The following is a 17735-nucleotide window of genomic DNA, read 5'->3' as shown; positions in this document are numbered from 1 at the left end:
TTTAAAAGATTTTAAGTCCTTTTTTCAAAAAAGGAAATGAAAGTATAACCAATTAAACTTAAAAGGGGATTAAATAAAGGATTAAATAGTATAAATATTTGTGTAAGTATTTATATAAGTATTTGGTGGGTTAAAAAATGGGGGTTATATTTTAGAGCACTCGTAATTTTTATTTTTTATATTAACAAATTGACTTTTAAGTGTTTTAAAATCTGGAATATAAGCATAACCGCTAAGCGTATCTATAACGATACAAAGAGCATGCTTTTTTGATAACAAACGTATAATGCAATCTGAATTATTCTTTGCTAAAGTTTTTTCATATGCATAATTGGCATTTTTTAACGGAGAATACACTCTGCCCATTTCATCAAATACTAATCTAGTAAATCCTGAACAAGATCCTTTGAATTCAACCTTTTCTATTCCAAATCTTTTTGTAAGATTAAATCTTTGTGTAGTTTTTTCATCATCTTTACTAATAACTCCACTTTGACCTGAATTCATTAATTTGTTATGATTGATTACATCAACAGCAATTTCTCTATCTATATTGATTTCAGTTTTACCTAAATTAGCATTTCCATCGCCATTTTTATCCAAGAAAATAGTATATGTTTGATCATAACCCGTGGCAGCTGATTTTATAAAATAAATCTGCCATTTACTTTTAAACCACTCTCTTTTTGCGATAGCCAACTCATCAACTCTTATACCTTCTTGCATCATGGCTAAATTTTGGGTGTATTGGATATCATTAAGAATTTGTATTGCACCTTCTAGTAGATTGTCTTTTTTTAAGTAAAGACTGCCTAAATTAAAAACTATACCTAAAATGAGAATTATAAACACAAATTCCAACAAACTGAAAGCTTTAATCATAGTTTAAAATCTGATATACTTTTTCATATTTTCCAAGTTTTACTTTAACAATTTTTTTGTCCATATCATGCTTATCGGCTTGTTTTAAAGCTTTTAAATAAAACTTATTGCTATTTTTTATTCCATAAAATCGCAATCTTTTTTGCAAACTTGGAGCTGTTGCAAGCTCTAAAACATCTTGTTTTTTTAATTCTAGCGCCAATTCTTTAGCAAAATGATAATTATTGGCAAAATGACGATTTGGATTGTTTATAAAATAATACAATAATTGATTAGCGACGATTAAAAAGTAACAAAATATCAAAAAAATTATAGAACATTCTATAAAGATTTTATACCTTAATCGAAAAACTGGCAATCTCACTCTATAACTTTGCATTAAAGTTTTTATAAGCAAAGGAGTGCAAATAACACAAAAAGGTAAAAAATCATCTAAAAAAAGTTTTTGTCTTAAAGAAAGCAACAAACAAAATACAAATGTTACGCTCATTAAAAACCATAATAAATTTTTATATTTTTGAAAAGTCAAACGATAAATAGTATAAAAAAAATACACAAAAACCAAAGGAGAAAAACATGCAGCAAAAATTCCTAAAGTATCTAAAAAATAACCTCTTGGGCGACCACCTGTATCAAAACCATAAAAACTGATACTCGCTCCAAACAAAACAAGAGATAAGGTAAATAAAATAACATTTCTTTTATAAATCCCAAAAAAGAAAAAAGTTAAAAATAAAATATTAAAAGATTTATCAACAAATAATACTATAATCAATAATATATAAAAAAGCCATTTTTTTTCATATTCGTAAGCACATAATATAGCAAGGGTTAAAAAAATCACCAAAGATGCGGCATTAACCAGTAAAGCACTTGCAACAGTACCCGGCAATAAAACAAATAACAATAAAGCAAAAAAAGCATCGATTTTAGTTTTAGTATATTTTAAAGCTAGCAAATACAAAAGTAAACAACTTAAAAAATGAAAAAATAAAAAAGGAAGCCTTAAGCCAAAATCATTTTGCCCAAAAATAAAAGTTCCAAAATGAGATATATAATAAAGCAAACTATGGGAAAAAATAAGTGATTTACCCTGCTCGCCAAAATAAATATCAGCTTCATCAGTACTAATACTCAGTGTTGAAATTCCATAAAGTAAAGCCAACAAATCAAGACTAAGTAAAATGATGATAAGTTTATAATTTTTGATTTTTTCCATAATGAAAATTTTACAAAATTAAACTTAAAATATCAATGCAAATCATATAAATATCAAATATCTTAAAAATTAACATCAAATTGATTTTAGTTTTTATAAGTATAATGTTAAACAAAAAAGGCAAAAATGCAAACTATTGATCAAATTTTTCAAACGCAAATCGATATTAAAAAATCTACTTTCTTATCTTTTCTTTGCCCTTTTAAAGATTTTAAATTTTTAATAGAAACGCTAAAAAAAGAGCATCCAAAAGCTATTCATTTTGTCTATGCTTATCGTGTTTTAAATGATTTTAATCAAATTGTAGAAGATAAAAGCGATGATGGAGAACCTAAAGGAACTTCTGGAATGCCAACTTTAAATGTTCTAAGGGGCTATGATCTTATCAATGCGGCTTTAATCACTGTAAGATATTTTGGCGGCATAAAACTTGGTACAGGGGGACTTGTAAGAGCCTATAGCGATGCGGCAAATGCCGTGATCAATAATTCTTCTTTACTTTCATTCGAATTGAAGCAAAATATAACCATTGCTATTGATTTAAAAAATTTAAATCGTTTTGAACATTTTTTAAAAACTTATTCTTTTAATTTCACAAAAGATTTTAAGGATTGCAAAGCTATATTACATATCAAATTAAATGAAAAAGAGGAGCAAGAATTTAAAATTTTTTGTAAAAATTTTACACCTTTTGAAATAGAGAAATTATAAATTCTTGCAAGTAAATACAAAAGCTCCAAAATGGAGCTTTTGATTAAATTGCGTTCAATAAATCATTTAACAAAGTATTATTCTTACTTTGTTCATTTGCACCTTGTTGCGCAAGATCATTGTGAACGCTAGCACTTTGGGCTCTCATAGACAACTCGCCTTCATTTTGTCTAAAACGATAAGCGTAAACATTTGACATTTGAGCATAATTACTTAAATTTGAATTTGAGTTTTGCGCATTGCTTTGAAAACTACTGCTAGAATTTAAAGCATCTCCGCTTGACTTCTCATCCGCCTTATTTAATATATCCATAAAATCAGAATTTCCAGATGAAGAATAATCTTCAACCTGCTTATCCACCTGTTTATACTGACCACTAATAGTATCGTATTCATACGAGCTGATCGTTCTATAATTTACCTGCATAGTTTTCTCCTTTCAAAATATGCAAAAACTATACAAGCAAAAAGTGTTCCTTTTTATGCAAAAATTAATGTTTTTCAATCATGATGAGTAGGCAAATGCTCCACATCAAGCTCATTGTTGGCTATAAATTCCTCCTTGGCTTTTTTACAGTTTTCATCACGCATTTTGCGGTATTCATTGCGAATGGTGATTTCTTTATCGCTTAGAGGTCTATCTTCTAAAAAACTGATATGAAAATAAGTATCATCGCTCTTTGAATAAGTTTTATAAAAATCTATATAATCAAAATAATCCTTGCCATTATCAAACTCTACCACTTCTTCTATATAAATCGTAGGCCCAAAACCCTTGTGATTTTGTGTATAATGCCCAAAACCTGCGCTGTATTGAATTCTAAATTTAGCCATCATTTTCTCCTAAAAATTCTTGATAAGTTCCACGAAAATCTGTAAGCTTACCATTTTCTAAATGCCAAATTCTATTAGCAAAAGCAGAAACTAATTCCCTATCGTGGCTGATACAAAGCACTACACCTTTGAAATTATACAAAGCCTCACCTAGTGCAATAATACTTTCAAGATCTAAATGGTTATCAGGCTCATCTAAAAGCAAGAAATTTGGACGCTCTAGCATTAAACGAGAAAGCATTAAACGGTGTTTTTCACCCCCACTTAAACTTGTTGCCATTTTTTCTTGATCACTGCCACTAAAAAGCATTCTACCTAAACACTTGCGGATTTCATCTAGATCTTTAAATTTTTCACTCATAAGCCATTCGTAAAGTTTCAAATTTTCACAAATTAAATTACTTGTATCTTGAGGAAAATATCCAAGCTCTATAGTTGCCCCAAGGTGCATAGATCCACTATCTGGACTTATAGCATGGGCGATGATTTTTGCCAAAGTACTTTTGCCCACACCATTTGCCCCGATCAAAGCGATTTTATCATTTTTTTCTATTTTTAGCTCCAAATTTGAAAACAATTGTTTATCATAAGCCTTGCCTATACCTTTAAATTCTAAAACTTCATTACCTATTTCACGATTGGTTCTAAAAACTATGCTAGGATCTCTACGGCTTGAAATTTTAATCTCTTCAAGCTCTAGTTTTTCAAGTGCCTTAGCACGGCTTGTGGCTTGTTTTGCCTTAGAAGCATTTGCGCTAAAACGGCGAATGAAATTTTCTAATTCTTCTCTTTCTTTTAAGGTTTTATCGCGTTTAAGCTCAGCTTGTTTTGCCAAAAGCGTTGAAGCCATATACCAATCATCATAATTTCCCGCAAAATCACGAATTTGTTTAAAATCCACATCCAAAATTCTTGTGCAAATTTTATTTAAAAAATGCCTATCGTGAGAGATGACAACTAAAGTTCCTTCATGTCTTAAAAGTTCATTTTCAAGCCAAGAAATCGCCTCTAAATCAAGGTTATTTGTAGGCTCATCCAAGAAAAGCACATCCGCACCTAAAAACAAAACTTGAGCTAACAAAACTTTAAATTTATCCGCACTTTGCAAGGTGCTCATTAAAGCATCAAAATCTTTAATCTTTAAAGAACTTAAAATTTTTTCACAACGTGTTTCACAATCATAATTTGGATCTTCTTCAGCCGTTATTATCTCAAGCTCACCTAAACGCTCATTGATCTCATCTGTAAATTCCTCGCTCATATAAAGCTTTTCTTTTTCTTTTAAGGCCTCATATAAACGCTTATTTGCACACATCACTGCATCTTTGATGGTGTAGTTTTCAAAAGCAAATTGATCCTGTCCTAAAACTGCGATTTTTAAACCTTCATCAAATACTATTTCACCACTACTTGACTCAATTTCTCCTGAAAGAATTTTTAAAAAAGTCGATTTTCCCGCACCATTAGCACCAATAAGTCCGTATCTTTGTCCTCTAACAAGCTTTAAATTAACATTTTCAAATAAAAGCTGATTTGCAAAACGCATAGTAAGATTTTTTACTTCAACCATGATTTTCCTTAAATTTTTTATTTATAAAAATTTTTAAGAAATTGTATCAAAAAAAGACTTGAAATTAATTGAGTATAAAATATTAGTAAGCCATGAAATTAATTCTATTGACTTACTTTAATAAAAATATTATTGGAAATCTCCATTGATATAAGTTATATCTGTAATTTTCACTTGATTTATGTTAGAAACCTTATAAACAACACTCCAAAGACCTTTTCTCTGTTCCCCTTTTAAGACAGCATTAATCGTAGCCATACAAGAATCAAAATTAAGATCAAAATTTGAAATGGAATTAATTTCGATCATATCAGTGTAATTTACCATTCCATCATGCTTGGCCATTTCTTTGAGGCCTTTTGCATAATCTTCATAATCAATCCCTTGGGCTTTAAGTCCGGATAATTCATAAAGATTTTTAAAAATTTCACTAGGAATTTTTTCTTTAAGATTTAAAACAACTGCCGTATTATCACATTTGTCTAATGAGTTGGCTTGAAGCAAGGCAAACCCCATTAAGAAAAATAAAATTACTTTTTTAAACATATCTAAACTCCTCTAATTTTTAGGTTTTGCTACTAAAATACCATTTTTATATTCTTCTTCTCTTACAATCTCTCCTTTTTTATATTCTCTAAAGACTCCATTTTTAAGTCCATTTTTATAATTTTCTTCGTCTTCTAAGGCACCATTTTCATCATAACGCTTTTGTACTCCATCAAATTTACCTTTATTATCAAAATTATAATCACACATTAAAGTTCCATTTTCATAATATTCCTTGTAATTACCTTCAAATTCTGGCATACCATCTTCATTATAGCCAAGTAGTTTTCCCTTTGCTCTCATATTTCCATTCTCATAATAGCTTGCAAAATCACCATATCCGCGATTATCTTTAAAATGCACCTCCTCAAGCAATTGCCCATTTCTAGAATATTCCCTGCTAATTCCATCTTTTTTTCCATTTTTATAATTTTCTTCAGCTCTTAGCTGACCATTGTCATAAAAAGCTCTTTTTAACCCATGTATTCTTGAATCTTTATTATAGGGAATTTCTTCTTTTAAATTTCCATTTGGATATTTGTTTTGCTGAACTCTAGCCACATCGCTAGGTTGTCCAGGAAAATCACTTCCACAACCACTTAACAACATCGCAATTAAACTACAAATGCTTAAAAATTTTGTCATTTTTTCTCCTATTTCTCATTTTTTTCTTTAATAATAATAGTTTGCTTAAAACTTCCCGTAAAAGACCATATTAAACAAACAAGCCAAACAATAATAGTCCAACCAAAAAACAAATTTAGCAAAGAAATTATCAGCCAATTAGAATGCTTTCTGCTCAAACCAATAATAGCGGGCAACATGTATAATACAAACAATAATATTGTTACAAAAATAGACCCGCCACTTGCACCTTCCATGTAATTCTCCTTAAATAAAAATTTTATAAAAACTATTATTCCATACTATAACTTAATTAATATTGAAATATTAAATATATTTTATATAAAAGATTGAATATTTCAAGTGTTTTTAATAAAGAAATTTTAATGTAAAATTTTTCAAAGGCTAAATTTTTAAGGTAAAAAATGACAAAAAAGAGCAAGCGTGATATGGCATATGAACTAGACATTGATGTTAGCACTTTATATAATTGGAGAAAATATAAACCCAATTTATATCGTATTGTTATGCTTGGCTTTAAATTTGATGAACTTTTAGAAAATAGTAAAAAAACTCATGAAGAATTGCTTCATATAGAACAAACTATACAAGATGAAATTGCTAAATTTAAATAAAGTCCACTTTTAAGCTTTTTTCTATACAATTATCACTTTTATTAAAATCAAGGATTTGAAATGTTTTTATTAGATTTTTTAATATCATTGAGTTTTATTTTTGAAATTTCAGCACTTGTATTATCCTTTTACTTTAAAAATTCAAGAATTTTCTTTTTAACTTTAGTGCTATTAGGAGCTAAGTTGCCTTATTTTTATACAAGTTTTTTTCAAGCTAATTTATTTGTGGCCTTGTTTTTACCTATGATTTTTACTCTATTTTGCCTTGGAAAACACCATGCTTTAATTTTAAGTAAAAAAAATATCGCTTCAATTACAACCCTTATTTTTATAGGCGTTTTAAGCATCATTTTACCTAGAAATACTACTTTTAATAGCGCTGGTTTAGAATTCCATTTTATTGCATTAGATTTTTTTAAGCCTGTGAGTGAATTAGGATTTTTATTTTTTTTAGTCGGCTTAATACTCATTTTTATCAAAACCTTTAAAACTAAAGAATATTATCTTATTATCGCATTTTTTGCTGCATATTTTCAGTTTTTATTCCAAGAAGGAGCAGGAATAAGGTATTTTGAATTTGCAAGTTTAGTTTTTTGTTTTTATCTTTTAAATCACGCTTATAGATTGGCTTTTTTTGACACCTTAACAAAACTACCTAATGAAAAAAGCCTTACACGCTTTACAAAGGGAAAAAACAACTATATCATTGCCTTGCTTCATTTTAATGAACTAAAAGATACTAAAGAAAGCTATGCCAAACTCATCTTAAAACAAATTGCAAAAATTTTAAAACGCTTTAGAGCAAAAATTTTCATCGTAGAAAATGATTTTATTTTCATTTTTAATGACAAAAATCAAGCTTTAAATCATCTTGCTTTTTTAGAATCCACCTTGAAAAACACGGAATTTAATTTAGAAAATGAAAATTTTAAACCAGATTTTAAATTGATTTGGCAAGAAAGTGAAGAAAATTTGGATAAAAATTTACAAAGTCTAAGAGCAAGACTCTTAGACTAAAAAATTATTTTTCGTTTGCTTCAACTTCGATATTTAAATTAATATCATCACTTAAAGTAATAGTTGAAGTACTTGTCGCAAATTTAAAATCAGAGCGTTTGATTTTTCCATTTAAAGAAAAGCCTATTTTTTCTTTTCCATCTTTGCCTTTAGCTACACCGCCGATTTCAGTATCTAAAACGATATCTTTAGAAACTCCAGCTATAGTTAAAGTTCCTGTCATTTTGCCTTTTTCATTATCGATTTTTTCATATTTTTTCATTGTAAAAGTCATATCAGGATATTTTTTTGCTTTGAAAAAATCATCTTGCTGTAAGTGATTATCTCTTGTTTGATTTTCTGTATTTACAGATGCGATTTTTATAGTTGCGTCAAGCTTTTTAAACTCAGCACTCGCAGGATCAAAATCAATCACCGCAGAATAATCTTTGAAATTTCCTTTTACATTGCTAATTTGTAAATGTTTGATTTTAAAACCTACATCTGTATGTGCTTTATCTAAAGTATATTCTTTAGCAAACAAACCTGTGCTTAACAAAGACACCGCAACCAATGAACTTAATAAAACTTTTTTCATTTTTTTCCTTTTTTTATAGTAATTTTCAATATAAAAATTTTATTAGATAAAACATAATAAATCATTAATAAAAATTAAAAAATTTTACTATTTAAAAATTTTACAAATTCTTCAAATTTAGGCAAATCAAGCTTTATTGCTTCTCTTTGCTGTTTTCCCCACATACACTCTGGAAAAAACGCATCTTCTTTAAATCTTGCCATAACATGAAAATGCACCCTTGGCACATAATTTGCAAAAGAGGCGATATTGATTTTTTCAGGTTTGTAAAATTCTATCATAGCCTTTTCACAAAGTAAAATTTTTTCAAAAAGTTCTTTTTGCAACTCTAAAGGACAATCGCTAAATTCTTTATAAATTTCTTTAGTAAAAATTTTAAGCCAAGGCACTTGAGCCTCCTCTTTCTCTATATAAATCAAATCATTTTCATAAATCATTACATTCCTTTGAAATTGTATTTATGATTATTTTACAAAATTTATCAAATTTTTAAGTCAAAATGCGTTAAAATTCCTAAAATTTAAAAAACAAAAAGGAGGATAAATGCAAATTAGTTCAAGTTATAACTCTTATGATTACTACTCTAGCAAACCTTCTTTTGATAAAACAAATCAATCTGATTCCACTCAAAAAGATGAAAAAAATCTTAGTGAAAATAAAGATGATAAAGAAAAAAATGGCGAACAAACCCAAATGGTTAATGGCGTAGAGCTAAGCCAAAAAGAAGTAGCTCAAGTTCGCGAACTCCAAAGTATCGATAGAAATGTAAAAGCTCATGAAGCTGCACATCAAGCAGCGGGCGGCGGCTTAGCAGGTGCTGCAAGTTTTACTTACACAAGAGGCCCTGATAATCAAATGTATGCTACAGCGGGCGAAGTTCCTATCAGCATGCAAAAAGGAAACACACCAGAAGAAACTATAGCCAATGCAAGACAAATCGCAGCAGCAGCTATGGCTCCTGCTGATCCTAGCCCACAAGACTATAAAGTTGCAGCAAATGCTGCAAAAATGGAATTTGAAGCAAGAGCTGAAGCAATGAAGCTTAAAGCCCAAGAAGCCAAAGAAAAAGAAGAAGAAAATAAAGAAAAAGATGACAAAAATTCAGAAAATAGCTTAGAAAAAACAAATAAAGATTCAAAAAACAACGATAAAAATTCAAATTTTGATAAAGATTTTAAAAATTTCATAGCCAAAACTTATCAACAAAACTCGCAAAATAACGACATTAAATTCAATATCGCATCTTAAAATTCTTAATTTAAATAAAAAATTTATGCCAATCTTCCTTATAAATAAAGCTTTTTTAAAACTAAACGGACATGTCTAAAAATTTATCTTTTTTATTATCTGCTTTATCCACATTTGTAGTATTACTTTGCTCTTCTTTTTTGGCTTCTACTTTTTTGTATCTTCTTGCTGTTCCATAAGCTTTAAAGTATCATATATTTGATGAACTTCCTTGGGCATACATTTATGGAAACGATGACTTGAATTTGCATGTAAAATATTTAACATTTTTTATCCTTTTTATAATTTAAATTTTTGCATTTTCAATACTTTCATCTCTAATTTTAGTAAGTGTCTGCAGGGGATTATTTCCAAAATATCTATTAAAAGAACTTAAAGTAATCATCTTGCATACCACCCTCCAAGAGCAGACTCCATTTGCCTTTTTGTATAATTATAGTTTGAATAAGAATTTATACCATTAATCATTTTTGCCTTCCTTGATATTATATACTATATCGGAAGAAAATTAAAAATTTATAATCTTGAGAGTTTTCAAAAACTCTCAAGTTATTATCAAGCTAAGCTTTTTCCACTTTTATGATATTTTAAAATACCTTCAGCACAGCGATAAGCCAAAGCTCCTACAGTATCAGTTGGATTATATCCACTATTGTGTTGGAAATTTCCTGCTCCTACAACAAAAAGATTATCCGCATCCCAGTGTTGTAAATAAGTATTAACCACACTAGTTTCTCTATCTGCGCCCATGGTTGTTCCACCTGTGTTATGAGTAGATTGATAAGGCACAACGCTATAATCCTTAAGATAAACACCTTTTTTGATTGATTTTACTCCTTGCATTCTTTTTGCTACCTCAGCTGTTTTATCTGTAATAAATTTATGCAAAGCTCTATCTTGATCGGTGAAATTATAAGTTAAGCGTAAAAGTGGCATACCAAATGCATCTTTATAAGTTGGATCAAGACTTAAATAATTATTCTTATGAGGCAAAGAAGCACCTTGCCCTCCTACTGTAATAGCTCTTGTGAAATTATAGTTTAATGCTTTTTTAAATTCGGCACCCCAAGTTGGAGCTCCTGCTGGAAGTGGGGCTGATTGTATAGGGCGAGTTCCAAGCTGAACGCTATAAATCATAGCTCCATGAAGGAATTTTTCCTTAGAATGATCAAAATTATCTCCGTTAAAATCATCACTCGTAGTTCCTAAAGCACCTGAACCCATAAAGGTGTTAAATTGCTCATCAAAGAAAGCTGTTGTGCCCATATTCATTTGGTAACAATAATTTCTACCTAAAGTTCCTTTACCTGTTTTTGGATCGTATTGCTCACCTATGTTGCTTACCATTAAAAGCTTAGCATTGTTAAACATATAACTTGTAAGTACAACTATATCAGCAGGCTGAATATACTCTTTCATCGTTCTAGTATCGACAAATTTTACCCCCGTTACTTTTCCGTCTTTTTTAAGAATTTGCGTTACATTACTATAAGTGCGTATGGTGTATTTACCTGTGCTCATAGCCTTTGGAATTACTGTGTTTAAAGGACTTGCTTTTGCGCCATACTCACAACCAAAACGCTCACAATACGCACAGTATTGACAAGGAGCTAAATCTTGACCATCAGGGTTTGTATAGCTACCTTTAGAATTTGAAGCTGGCAAACGATAAGTGTGTAAATTTGAACTTTTTGCTGCACTTTCAAATCGTTTAAGCATTTTAGTATTTTCAAGAGGTTCTTGTGGATAAGGACTGGATCTAAAAGCTCCCATTTTTTCCGCTAAAGGATTTGGCTCACCTGATACCCCACAGGTTTTTTCAAATCTATCATAATAAGGCTCCATATCCTTATAAGTCACGCCCCAATCTTGCAAGGTATAATCATTACCTAATTTATTACCATATCTTTGTTTGCTTAGGGTTTGAATTTCAAAGTCATAAGGCATAAACCTAAAAGTCCAACCATTCCAATGCACCCCTGCACCGCCAACATTATTACCCAATAAAAACGAACCCATTTTACGATAAGGTAAGGCTAAACCACTAGGATCATGGCGAAAAGTCACAGTGTCTTTTGAGCAATCTTGCATCAAACCATAATTAATCCCATATCTCCACTCATCATGGATAAAATTAAAATTTTCAGTACTTTGCATATGTCCGCGTTCTAAACTAAGTACATTCAAACCTGCTTTAGTAAGCTCTGCAGCCACTATACCTCCAGTCCATCCTGCTCCAACTGTTACCACATCTACTTTTTTTAATACTTCAGCCATTTTAACTCTCCATATCTGCTAAACCCATAGGTTCAATGTTAAAAAATTCATCACTTGCAATTTTATCCACATAGCTCATTTGTGCGCCTGGATATTGCATCATTCTCCAACCATTTTTATTATCATTTCCGCCATAAATTGGATCAGCTAAAACTCCAGCTACTGTCATATCTCTTAAAAGTGTGAAAAAATAAGAAGATTTAAAACCTGTAGTTTGAATTTTTCCTTTTTCAAAATCGCTTAAAATTTTATCCTGATCTCCACCTTTAAGCAAAGAAAAAGATTTTTTATAACGCTTTTGAGCATTTTCTTCAAGAGTATGCACGCCTTCTAAAAAAATATCTTTGCGTTGCATAGGGGTTTGATAACCTTGTTCGGCTTTGCCCTCCATGAAAGGCCCTTGCATATATTCTCTATCATTATAACCATAAGCACTAGCTAGCTGATTATCGATAAAATAAGGCACGCCTAAACCTATAGCTCCTTCTCCTTGCTCATCTTTAGGATAAATTCTTTCACAGGCTGCACTTAAGGTATCAAATTCAGTTTGAGTTTGAAAAAACATTCTACCTCTAATTTTATTTGATTTTCCTTGTGAAGCTTGATGCGAATGCGTAAGTTCTGCTGCCTTTAAAACAGCACCGCCACCTATAGTGCTAGCTGCTACTACAGAACCACCTAGAAGCCCTAGTTTAAAAAAGCTTCTGCGATCAATAATATTGTCTTGCATTACTTCTCCTTGATAATAATTTAAACAAGACTATATTAGTCCTATTAATATAAATTTAACTTTAAAAAGCGATAAATTTTGTGTTATTCTTAATTTTATTTAAGTATATCTTTGAAAGTAATGAAAATAGAACTTTTAATAAAGCTCTATATCTTTAGAATTAAGTTCTTTATAAGCTGCACAAGCTTCTTGATGTTTTTGATCACAAGCCATACCAAAATATCTTTTTGCCTTTGTTAGATCTTGTTTTTCTAGTTGATTATAGCGTCCTAACAAATAACAAGCCTCACTAAAACCTAAAGTGCAAGATTTAGAATAAAAAGCAAGGGCAGATTTTACACTTGCCTTAACAAGCTCTCCTTTATCATATAAAGATCCTAACTGATAACAAGCTCTTGCATTTTTTAAATCACAAGATCTTTTATAAAAACTTGAAGCCATTTGTCCATCTTTTTCTTTTTCATAAAATAAAGCTATATTATTACAACTTAACGATTCTCCTAAAGCACAAGCTTTATTAAAAGCCAAAAGAGCTTCATTTTTATAACCTTGATTTTGCAAAAGCAAAGCCATATTAGAACACGCATTTGCTAAACCCAATTTACAAGCTTTATCATAAAATTTATAAGCTTGATTTAAATCCTTACTCACACCCTTAGCACTCTCATGCATAAAAGCTAAAGAAAAACAAGCTTTAGAAATATCTTTTTCGCAAAGATTCTTAAAAATTTCATAAGCTTTATCAAATTTATTTGCCTCGTAAAGTTTTAAACCCTCTTCTAGCTCACTTAATGCAAATAATGAATTAAAAAATAAAAATAAAGCTAAAAATATTCTCATCAATCTTCCTTTATATTTTCTCTAACATTTAAAATCTGTGCTCTTCTTTTTTGAAGTTCTGCTTTTTTAAGATCTAAAAATTTATTTTTTTCTTGGATTAAATTTTGACTTTGTTCTAAGAAATTTTTTGCAATTTTTATCAGAATAGGCTTATTAATAAGCAAAGCTTCAAACTCATAAACATTTAATTCATTTAAAACTCTTTCATAAATTTCGCTTTTTTTAGGATAAAAAAGTACAAATTCAGAACTATCAAGCTCATAAAGAACACGGCTTTCATTGATTTTACGACTAAAAAATGCAAGGCTTAGTTTTGTAGCATTTTCATAATTTGTAAAAGCCTTAAGATTTAATTTTTCAAAAAATAAATCAAGCTCTAAAATACTTTTAAATAAAAGCTCTTTAAAATCTTTCAAAAAGTACTCATCGCTTGCATTACAAAAAGCTCTTAATTCACTAAAATTTTTATCACTTTGGAAAATGTGATCTTTTTGTATGTTTGAAAATTCTGCTTTAAAAAGCAAAATTTCTCTTTCAAGTATGTTTATAAAATCTTTTAATTTCATCTTGATTTCTTCAAAAGATTTATAAAGTTCATTTTTGATTTTTTTAAACTCTTTACTCATCACATCACTATTATAAAACATCGCCAAAAAAGCATCGTCGCTTGAAATATAAGGCGCTTTATAATCATATCTTGTGTATAAATCTTTCTTTAAAAATCCTTTGCTTTCTTTGTAAAAATAAGCATCTTTTTCCTTAACACTTGCAAAAATTTCACTAGAAATTCTTTCGCTAATGCTTTTAAGCTGTTCTAAAATCTGATGGTTTAAAATTTCAATCTCTTTTAAAAAATTTTCATACGCTAAAAGTAAATGCTTTTCATAACTTTGAAATTGATTTAATAAACGATCAAAAATACCTACAAAAAGTTGGTTTTCATCTTCTAAAATTTCGCATAAATTTAAAATTTTTCTTTTAACAAATTTTTCTTTTAAAGCTGTTGTATCTAGCTGAGTTAAAAAATCAAGCAAAGATTGAAAATTAGATTTTTCATAGCTTTGCTCATCTTTGGCTTCTTTGCAAGAAATAGCAATAAGCTCATTAAAATATTTTAAAAACACACTTTTTGCATAATTTAAAACATTATCTAGCTCTTCTGTGTTTAATTTATCTTTTTGATTTAATACACAAATGCTATTTTCTCCTAAAAGTTCTAAATTTGCTTTTATGGCATCTTCTTCACTTTTTTTACCCGCATTATCAATCAAACTTAACCAAATCGCCCCATGAATATTTTTAAGCTCATCAAGAGTTGTTAAAGTATCATTTTCATTTGCATTTAAACCTGGAGTATCTACAAGAGTGATTTTTTCAAGTAAAGGAATGGGTGCAAAAATATGCAAACTTTTTGCTTGTTTTACTTCATTTCTTTGATCCGTATAAAAGGCTAATTTTTCTATATTTGTGATAATATCACTTCCATCTTCAAATTCTACTCTTAAAAAATATTCTTTTGCATAGCGTAAAAAAGTAGGTTTAAAAGTAACAGGAACAACACCCGTAGGCAAACAATCACACCCTAAGATCAAATTTAGCAAACTTGATTTACCACTTGAAAACTGCCCTATAATAGCGATATTAACATTCTTATCCAAAGAAAACACAAGCTCTTTTAATTCATTTTCTAAAGCATAACTTGCGTGCATAAAAGGCTCGTTAAGTTCCTTGCAAAGCTCTTGAATACGCCCTTTAAAGCTATCATCAAAACTCACACTATAAGTATTTTCATAGGCTTTTATAAAATCATTTAAAAGATTAATCTGCATTTAAAAGCCCCATTTCAAGTTGTTTTAATTTTTCAATTTTTTCTAAATTTTCTTCAAAAGAATTTAAAATATTAATATCTTGATTTTTCAGACTCTGTAAAACTTTTTCAAGACTTTCTAATTTTGATTTTTGATTTTTTTCATAATGTTTTAATTTATCATTTAAAAACTCAAAAAATGCTTCATTGATATTTAAAGAGTTTAAAATTTCGCTCATTTTAAATTCTTTAAAAGTATCAAAAATAACCGTATCTAAATTCGTTTCAAGCTCATATAAATCTGATTTTAGATTGCTTAATTTTTCAATTTTCAATCTTAAAAGTGCAAATTTTTCGCTTTGAAAAATACTATCTATATTTTTTGAAATTCCATCTTTAAAACCTTCAAAACCATTATCAAAATCATCTTTTAAAAAATCATATTTTAAAGATAAATTTGTTTTAAGCTCCTCGATTTTTTTAATATTTTCAAATTTAATTTCTCTTAAAATATCATTAATTCCATCTTTTGTAGTAATATCAACTATATTTAAAATACGAGAAAGATTAAGCTTTTGTGCATTATTTTTCAGATATTTAAACTCATCTATCAAGCGTTCTTTTAATTTTTTAGCCAAAAGTAAAACAAGATTATCTATGCCACTATCTATATTTTTAAGTTTTGCAATGGAATTTGAAATTTCATCTTGTGCTTCTTTTAACAAGGTATTTTGCTTTTGAAGTTCAAGTAAAAGCTTTTGATTTTCTTCACTTACACCTTGTTTATTCTCCTTAATAAGACGATTTTGCATTTCATATTCGCTTAGAATATTTTTAAGCTCTAAATGTAATTCTTTTTTGTAAGCTCTTAAGGCAATCTTACTTTTTTCTCCTGCATAAAGCTCGTTAAAAAGATAGTTTTCAAATTCTTGCATACCACTTTTTTGCAAACTTTCCTTAGGCGCTAAACCCTTATAAAAATCACTTGCCATTTTAGCACTCACACATAAAAAATCAATCTTTTCCACCAAATTTTCATCTAAATCCACAAGTCTTGATTTTAAGCTTTCTTTGGTATAAACAATGACTTCTTCTAAATCCTTTTTGCTTAACAAATCCGCTTTAGTTAAAACAATTAAAAACTTACTCAGCCTTGAGTTTAAAAGACAATGCACCAAAAAGTCCGCATCCTTTTGAGTCAAGCTTTGAGAAGCATTCATTAAATGAATTAAAAAATCACTTTCTCTAAGATACTCATTTGTAACAATTTCTCTTTGAACTACAACATCATCAAGCCCTGGAGTATCAACTATAGAAATATTATTTTTTAAAAAATCTAAATGACTTTTAATTTCTATTTTTTTAATTAAAGCTGAAATTTTATTTTTAGCTGAACTGAAATTTTTAAGCTCACAAAGTGCGATATTTTGTATTAAAGGTTTATCTTTGATAAAATCCTCTATATTTACACTCTTATCCAGCTTGTCAATAAATTCTTTTAAATCTGCATTAAAGTGCGAACTTTCAAGTATATTTTGCCATTCTTTTTTATCCCAAAAATATATCCTTGCTTCTTCACTCTTACCATAGCTTAATACTGTTAAATTAGCTGTTTCAGGTATGTTTGAAACCCCTAAAAAATCTTCTTTTAAAAGAGCATTTAAAAGACTTGATTTTCCTGCATTCATCACGCCAGTGATGGCTATATTAAACTCTAAATTTTGAATTTTTTCCAAAGTTTTTTGAAGTCTTGATTTTAAATTTTCATCAAAACTTAGCTTTTGAAGCTCCAAATTAATGGCGTTTAATTCTTTAAAATCATTTTGAAATAAAGCTTTTTGATCTATACTTTGAACTTTTTCTTGTGAAATAAAATCAAATATTTCAGTATTTTTTGAAATTTTTTCTAAAATTTTTAGAGCCTTAAGCAAATCTTGCTTTGAAATAAAACCTGATTTAAAAAGATTTAAAATACAAATTTGAGCATTTTGTATACTAAAAATATCCACTCTTAAATCAATTTTTTTGCAAAGCTCTTGAAATTCTTTTAAGAGAAAATATCTTTCATAATTGTCTTTATTGACACTTAAAATAATCGCACACTCGGCCGTATCAAGTTTGCTTTTATTTTGAAATTTAGCATCAAAATTTAAAAATTGGAGTTCATTTTGCCAAATTTTTTGGAATAATTCTTTCATAATCTTCCCCTTAAAAAGGG

Annotated in this window: 19 protein-coding genes and 2 pseudogenes; 4 read left to right on the top strand and 17 right to left on the bottom strand. The window is 29.0% G+C overall.

What is annotated here, in order from left to right:
- Positions 1 to 144: 144 nt before the first annotated feature.
- Both AJ884_RS04935 and AJ884_RS04930 read right to left on the bottom strand, forming a co-directional pair.
- The gene (locus tag AJ884_RS04935; RefSeq protein ID WP_044778549.1) at positions 145 to 882 is read right to left on the bottom strand and encodes a hypothetical protein; all 738 of its coding nucleotides are present in this window, start codon (positions 880 to 882) and stop codon (positions 145 to 147) included.
- Positions 875 to 2101: a hypothetical protein gene (locus tag AJ884_RS04930; RefSeq protein WP_070233617.1), complete on the bottom strand. Its 1227-nt coding sequence runs from the start codon at positions 2099 to 2101 to the stop codon at positions 875 to 877. The genes AJ884_RS04935 and AJ884_RS04930 overlap by 8 nt, the downstream gene beginning before the upstream one ends.
- Before the next feature lie 126 nt (positions 2102 to 2227).
- On the opposite strand from AJ884_RS04930, the gene AJ884_RS04925 reads away from it, so the two are divergent.
- On the top strand, positions 2228 to 2812 hold the full coding sequence (locus AJ884_RS04925; RefSeq protein ID WP_070233618.1) for an IMPACT family protein: 585 nt from the start codon (positions 2228 to 2230) through the stop codon (positions 2810 to 2812).
- Between the two features lie 43 nt (positions 2813 to 2855).
- Here the strand turns inward: AJ884_RS04925 and AJ884_RS04920 are convergent, their stop codons facing one another.
- From AJ884_RS04920 to AJ884_RS04895, 6 genes are all read right to left on the bottom strand, one after another.
- The gene (locus tag AJ884_RS04920; protein ID WP_070233619.1) at positions 2856 to 3239 is read right to left on the bottom strand and encodes a hypothetical protein; all 384 of its coding nucleotides are present in this window, start codon (positions 3237 to 3239) and stop codon (positions 2856 to 2858) included.
- 74 nt (positions 3240 to 3313) lie between these two features.
- On the bottom strand, positions 3314 to 3649 hold the full coding sequence (locus tag AJ884_RS04915) for a hypothetical protein (protein ID WP_002859498.1): 336 nt from the start codon (positions 3647 to 3649) through the stop codon (positions 3314 to 3316).
- On the bottom strand, positions 3639 to 5216 hold the full coding sequence (locus AJ884_RS04910) for an ABC-F family ATP-binding cassette domain-containing protein (protein WP_070233620.1): 1578 nt from the start codon (positions 5214 to 5216) through the stop codon (positions 3639 to 3641). Before AJ884_RS04910 ends, AJ884_RS04915 begins: the two co-directional genes overlap by 11 nt.
- 129 nt (positions 5217 to 5345) lie before the next feature.
- Complete coding sequence (locus AJ884_RS04905) at positions 5346 to 5762, bottom strand: hypothetical protein (protein ID WP_070233621.1); 417 nt, start codon at positions 5760 to 5762, stop codon at positions 5346 to 5348.
- Positions 5763 to 5774: 12 nt separating this feature from the next.
- Entirely contained in the window at positions 5775 to 6407 is a 633-nt protein-coding gene (locus AJ884_RS04900; RefSeq protein WP_002818736.1) for a toxin-antitoxin system YwqK family antitoxin, read from the bottom strand.
- A gap of 8 nt (positions 6408 to 6415) precedes the next feature.
- Positions 6416 to 6643 (bottom strand): superinfection immunity protein, encoded by a 228-nt coding sequence (locus AJ884_RS04895; protein ID WP_002855619.1) that lies wholly within the window; start codon positions 6641 to 6643, stop codon positions 6416 to 6418.
- A gap of 168 nt (positions 6644 to 6811) precedes the next feature.
- Between AJ884_RS04895 and AJ884_RS04890 the strand changes: the two genes are divergently transcribed.
- Positions 6812 to 7021: a transcriptional regulator gene (locus tag AJ884_RS04890; RefSeq protein WP_002778401.1), complete on the top strand. Its 210-nt coding sequence runs from the start codon at positions 6812 to 6814 to the stop codon at positions 7019 to 7021.
- Between the two features lie 60 nt (positions 7022 to 7081).
- Positions 7082 to 8038: a hypothetical protein gene (locus AJ884_RS04885; protein WP_070233622.1), complete on the top strand. Its 957-nt coding sequence runs from the start codon at positions 7082 to 7084 to the stop codon at positions 8036 to 8038.
- Positions 8039 to 8042: 4 nt separating this feature from the next.
- On the opposite strand, the gene AJ884_RS04880 is transcribed toward AJ884_RS04885, so the two are convergent.
- Together AJ884_RS04880 and AJ884_RS04875 are read right to left on the bottom strand one after the other, a co-directional pair.
- Positions 8043 to 8615 carry a YceI family protein gene (locus tag AJ884_RS04880; RefSeq protein ID WP_002870418.1) on the bottom strand — a complete coding sequence of 191 codons (573 nt, stop codon included), beginning with the start codon at positions 8613 to 8615 and terminating at the stop codon, positions 8043 to 8045.
- Positions 8616 to 8689: 74 nt separating this feature from the next.
- On the bottom strand, positions 8690 to 9052 hold the full coding sequence (locus tag AJ884_RS04875; protein ID WP_002857306.1) for an HIT family protein: 363 nt from the start codon (positions 9050 to 9052) through the stop codon (positions 8690 to 8692).
- Positions 9053 to 9158: 106 nt separating this feature from the next.
- On the opposite strand from AJ884_RS04875, the gene AJ884_RS04870 reads away from it, so the two are divergent.
- On the top strand, positions 9159 to 9863 hold the full coding sequence (locus tag AJ884_RS04870; protein ID WP_070233623.1) for a putative metalloprotease CJM1_0395 family protein: 705 nt from the start codon (positions 9159 to 9161) through the stop codon (positions 9861 to 9863).
- A 61-nt stretch (positions 9864 to 9924) separates the two neighbouring features.
- Here AJ884_RS04870 and AJ884_RS10255 read toward each other — a convergent pair.
- The 7 genes and pseudogenes from AJ884_RS10255 to AJ884_RS04835 form a co-directional block, all read right to left on the bottom strand.
- Positions 9925 to 10130 (bottom strand): annotated as a pseudogene (locus AJ884_RS10255) (hypothetical protein).
- Between the two features lie 31 nt (positions 10131 to 10161).
- Positions 10162 to 10248: pseudogene (locus AJ884_RS10095) on the bottom strand (hypothetical protein); the annotation flags it as partial.
- Positions 10249 to 10418: 170 nt separating this feature from the next.
- A complete protein-coding gene (locus tag AJ884_RS04855) occupies positions 10419 to 12140 on the bottom strand; it encodes a GMC family oxidoreductase (protein ID WP_070233624.1) in 1722 nt (573 codons plus the stop codon).
- A gap of 1 nt (position 12141) precedes the next feature.
- The gene (locus AJ884_RS04850; RefSeq protein WP_070233625.1) at positions 12142 to 12870 is read right to left on the bottom strand and encodes a gluconate 2-dehydrogenase subunit 3 family protein; all 729 of its coding nucleotides are present in this window, start codon (positions 12868 to 12870) and stop codon (positions 12142 to 12144) included.
- Between the two features lie 135 nt (positions 12871 to 13005).
- A complete protein-coding gene (locus tag AJ884_RS04845; protein WP_044780457.1) occupies positions 13006 to 13710 on the bottom strand; it encodes a tetratricopeptide repeat protein in 705 nt (234 codons plus the stop codon).
- On the bottom strand, positions 13710 to 15539 hold the full coding sequence (locus AJ884_RS04840) for a dynamin family protein (RefSeq protein ID WP_070233626.1): 1830 nt from the start codon (positions 15537 to 15539) through the stop codon (positions 13710 to 13712). The genes AJ884_RS04845 and AJ884_RS04840 overlap by 1 nt, the downstream gene beginning before the upstream one ends.
- Positions 15529 to 17715, bottom strand: a complete 2187-nt coding sequence (locus AJ884_RS04835) for a dynamin family protein (RefSeq protein ID WP_070233627.1) — start codon at positions 17713 to 17715, stop codon at positions 15529 to 15531. The genes AJ884_RS04840 and AJ884_RS04835 overlap by 11 nt, the downstream gene beginning before the upstream one ends.
- Between the last annotated feature and the right edge of the window lie 20 nt (positions 17716 to 17735).

It is taken from the genome of Campylobacter sp. BCW_6463 (assembly GCF_001762785.1).
In the GTDB taxonomy this organism is placed as follows: domain Bacteria; phylum Campylobacterota; class Campylobacteria; order Campylobacterales; family Campylobacteraceae; genus Campylobacter_D; species Campylobacter_D jejuni.
Note: the sequence above shows the minus strand (reverse complement) of the source record. Positions and strands in the feature narration are given on the sequence as shown.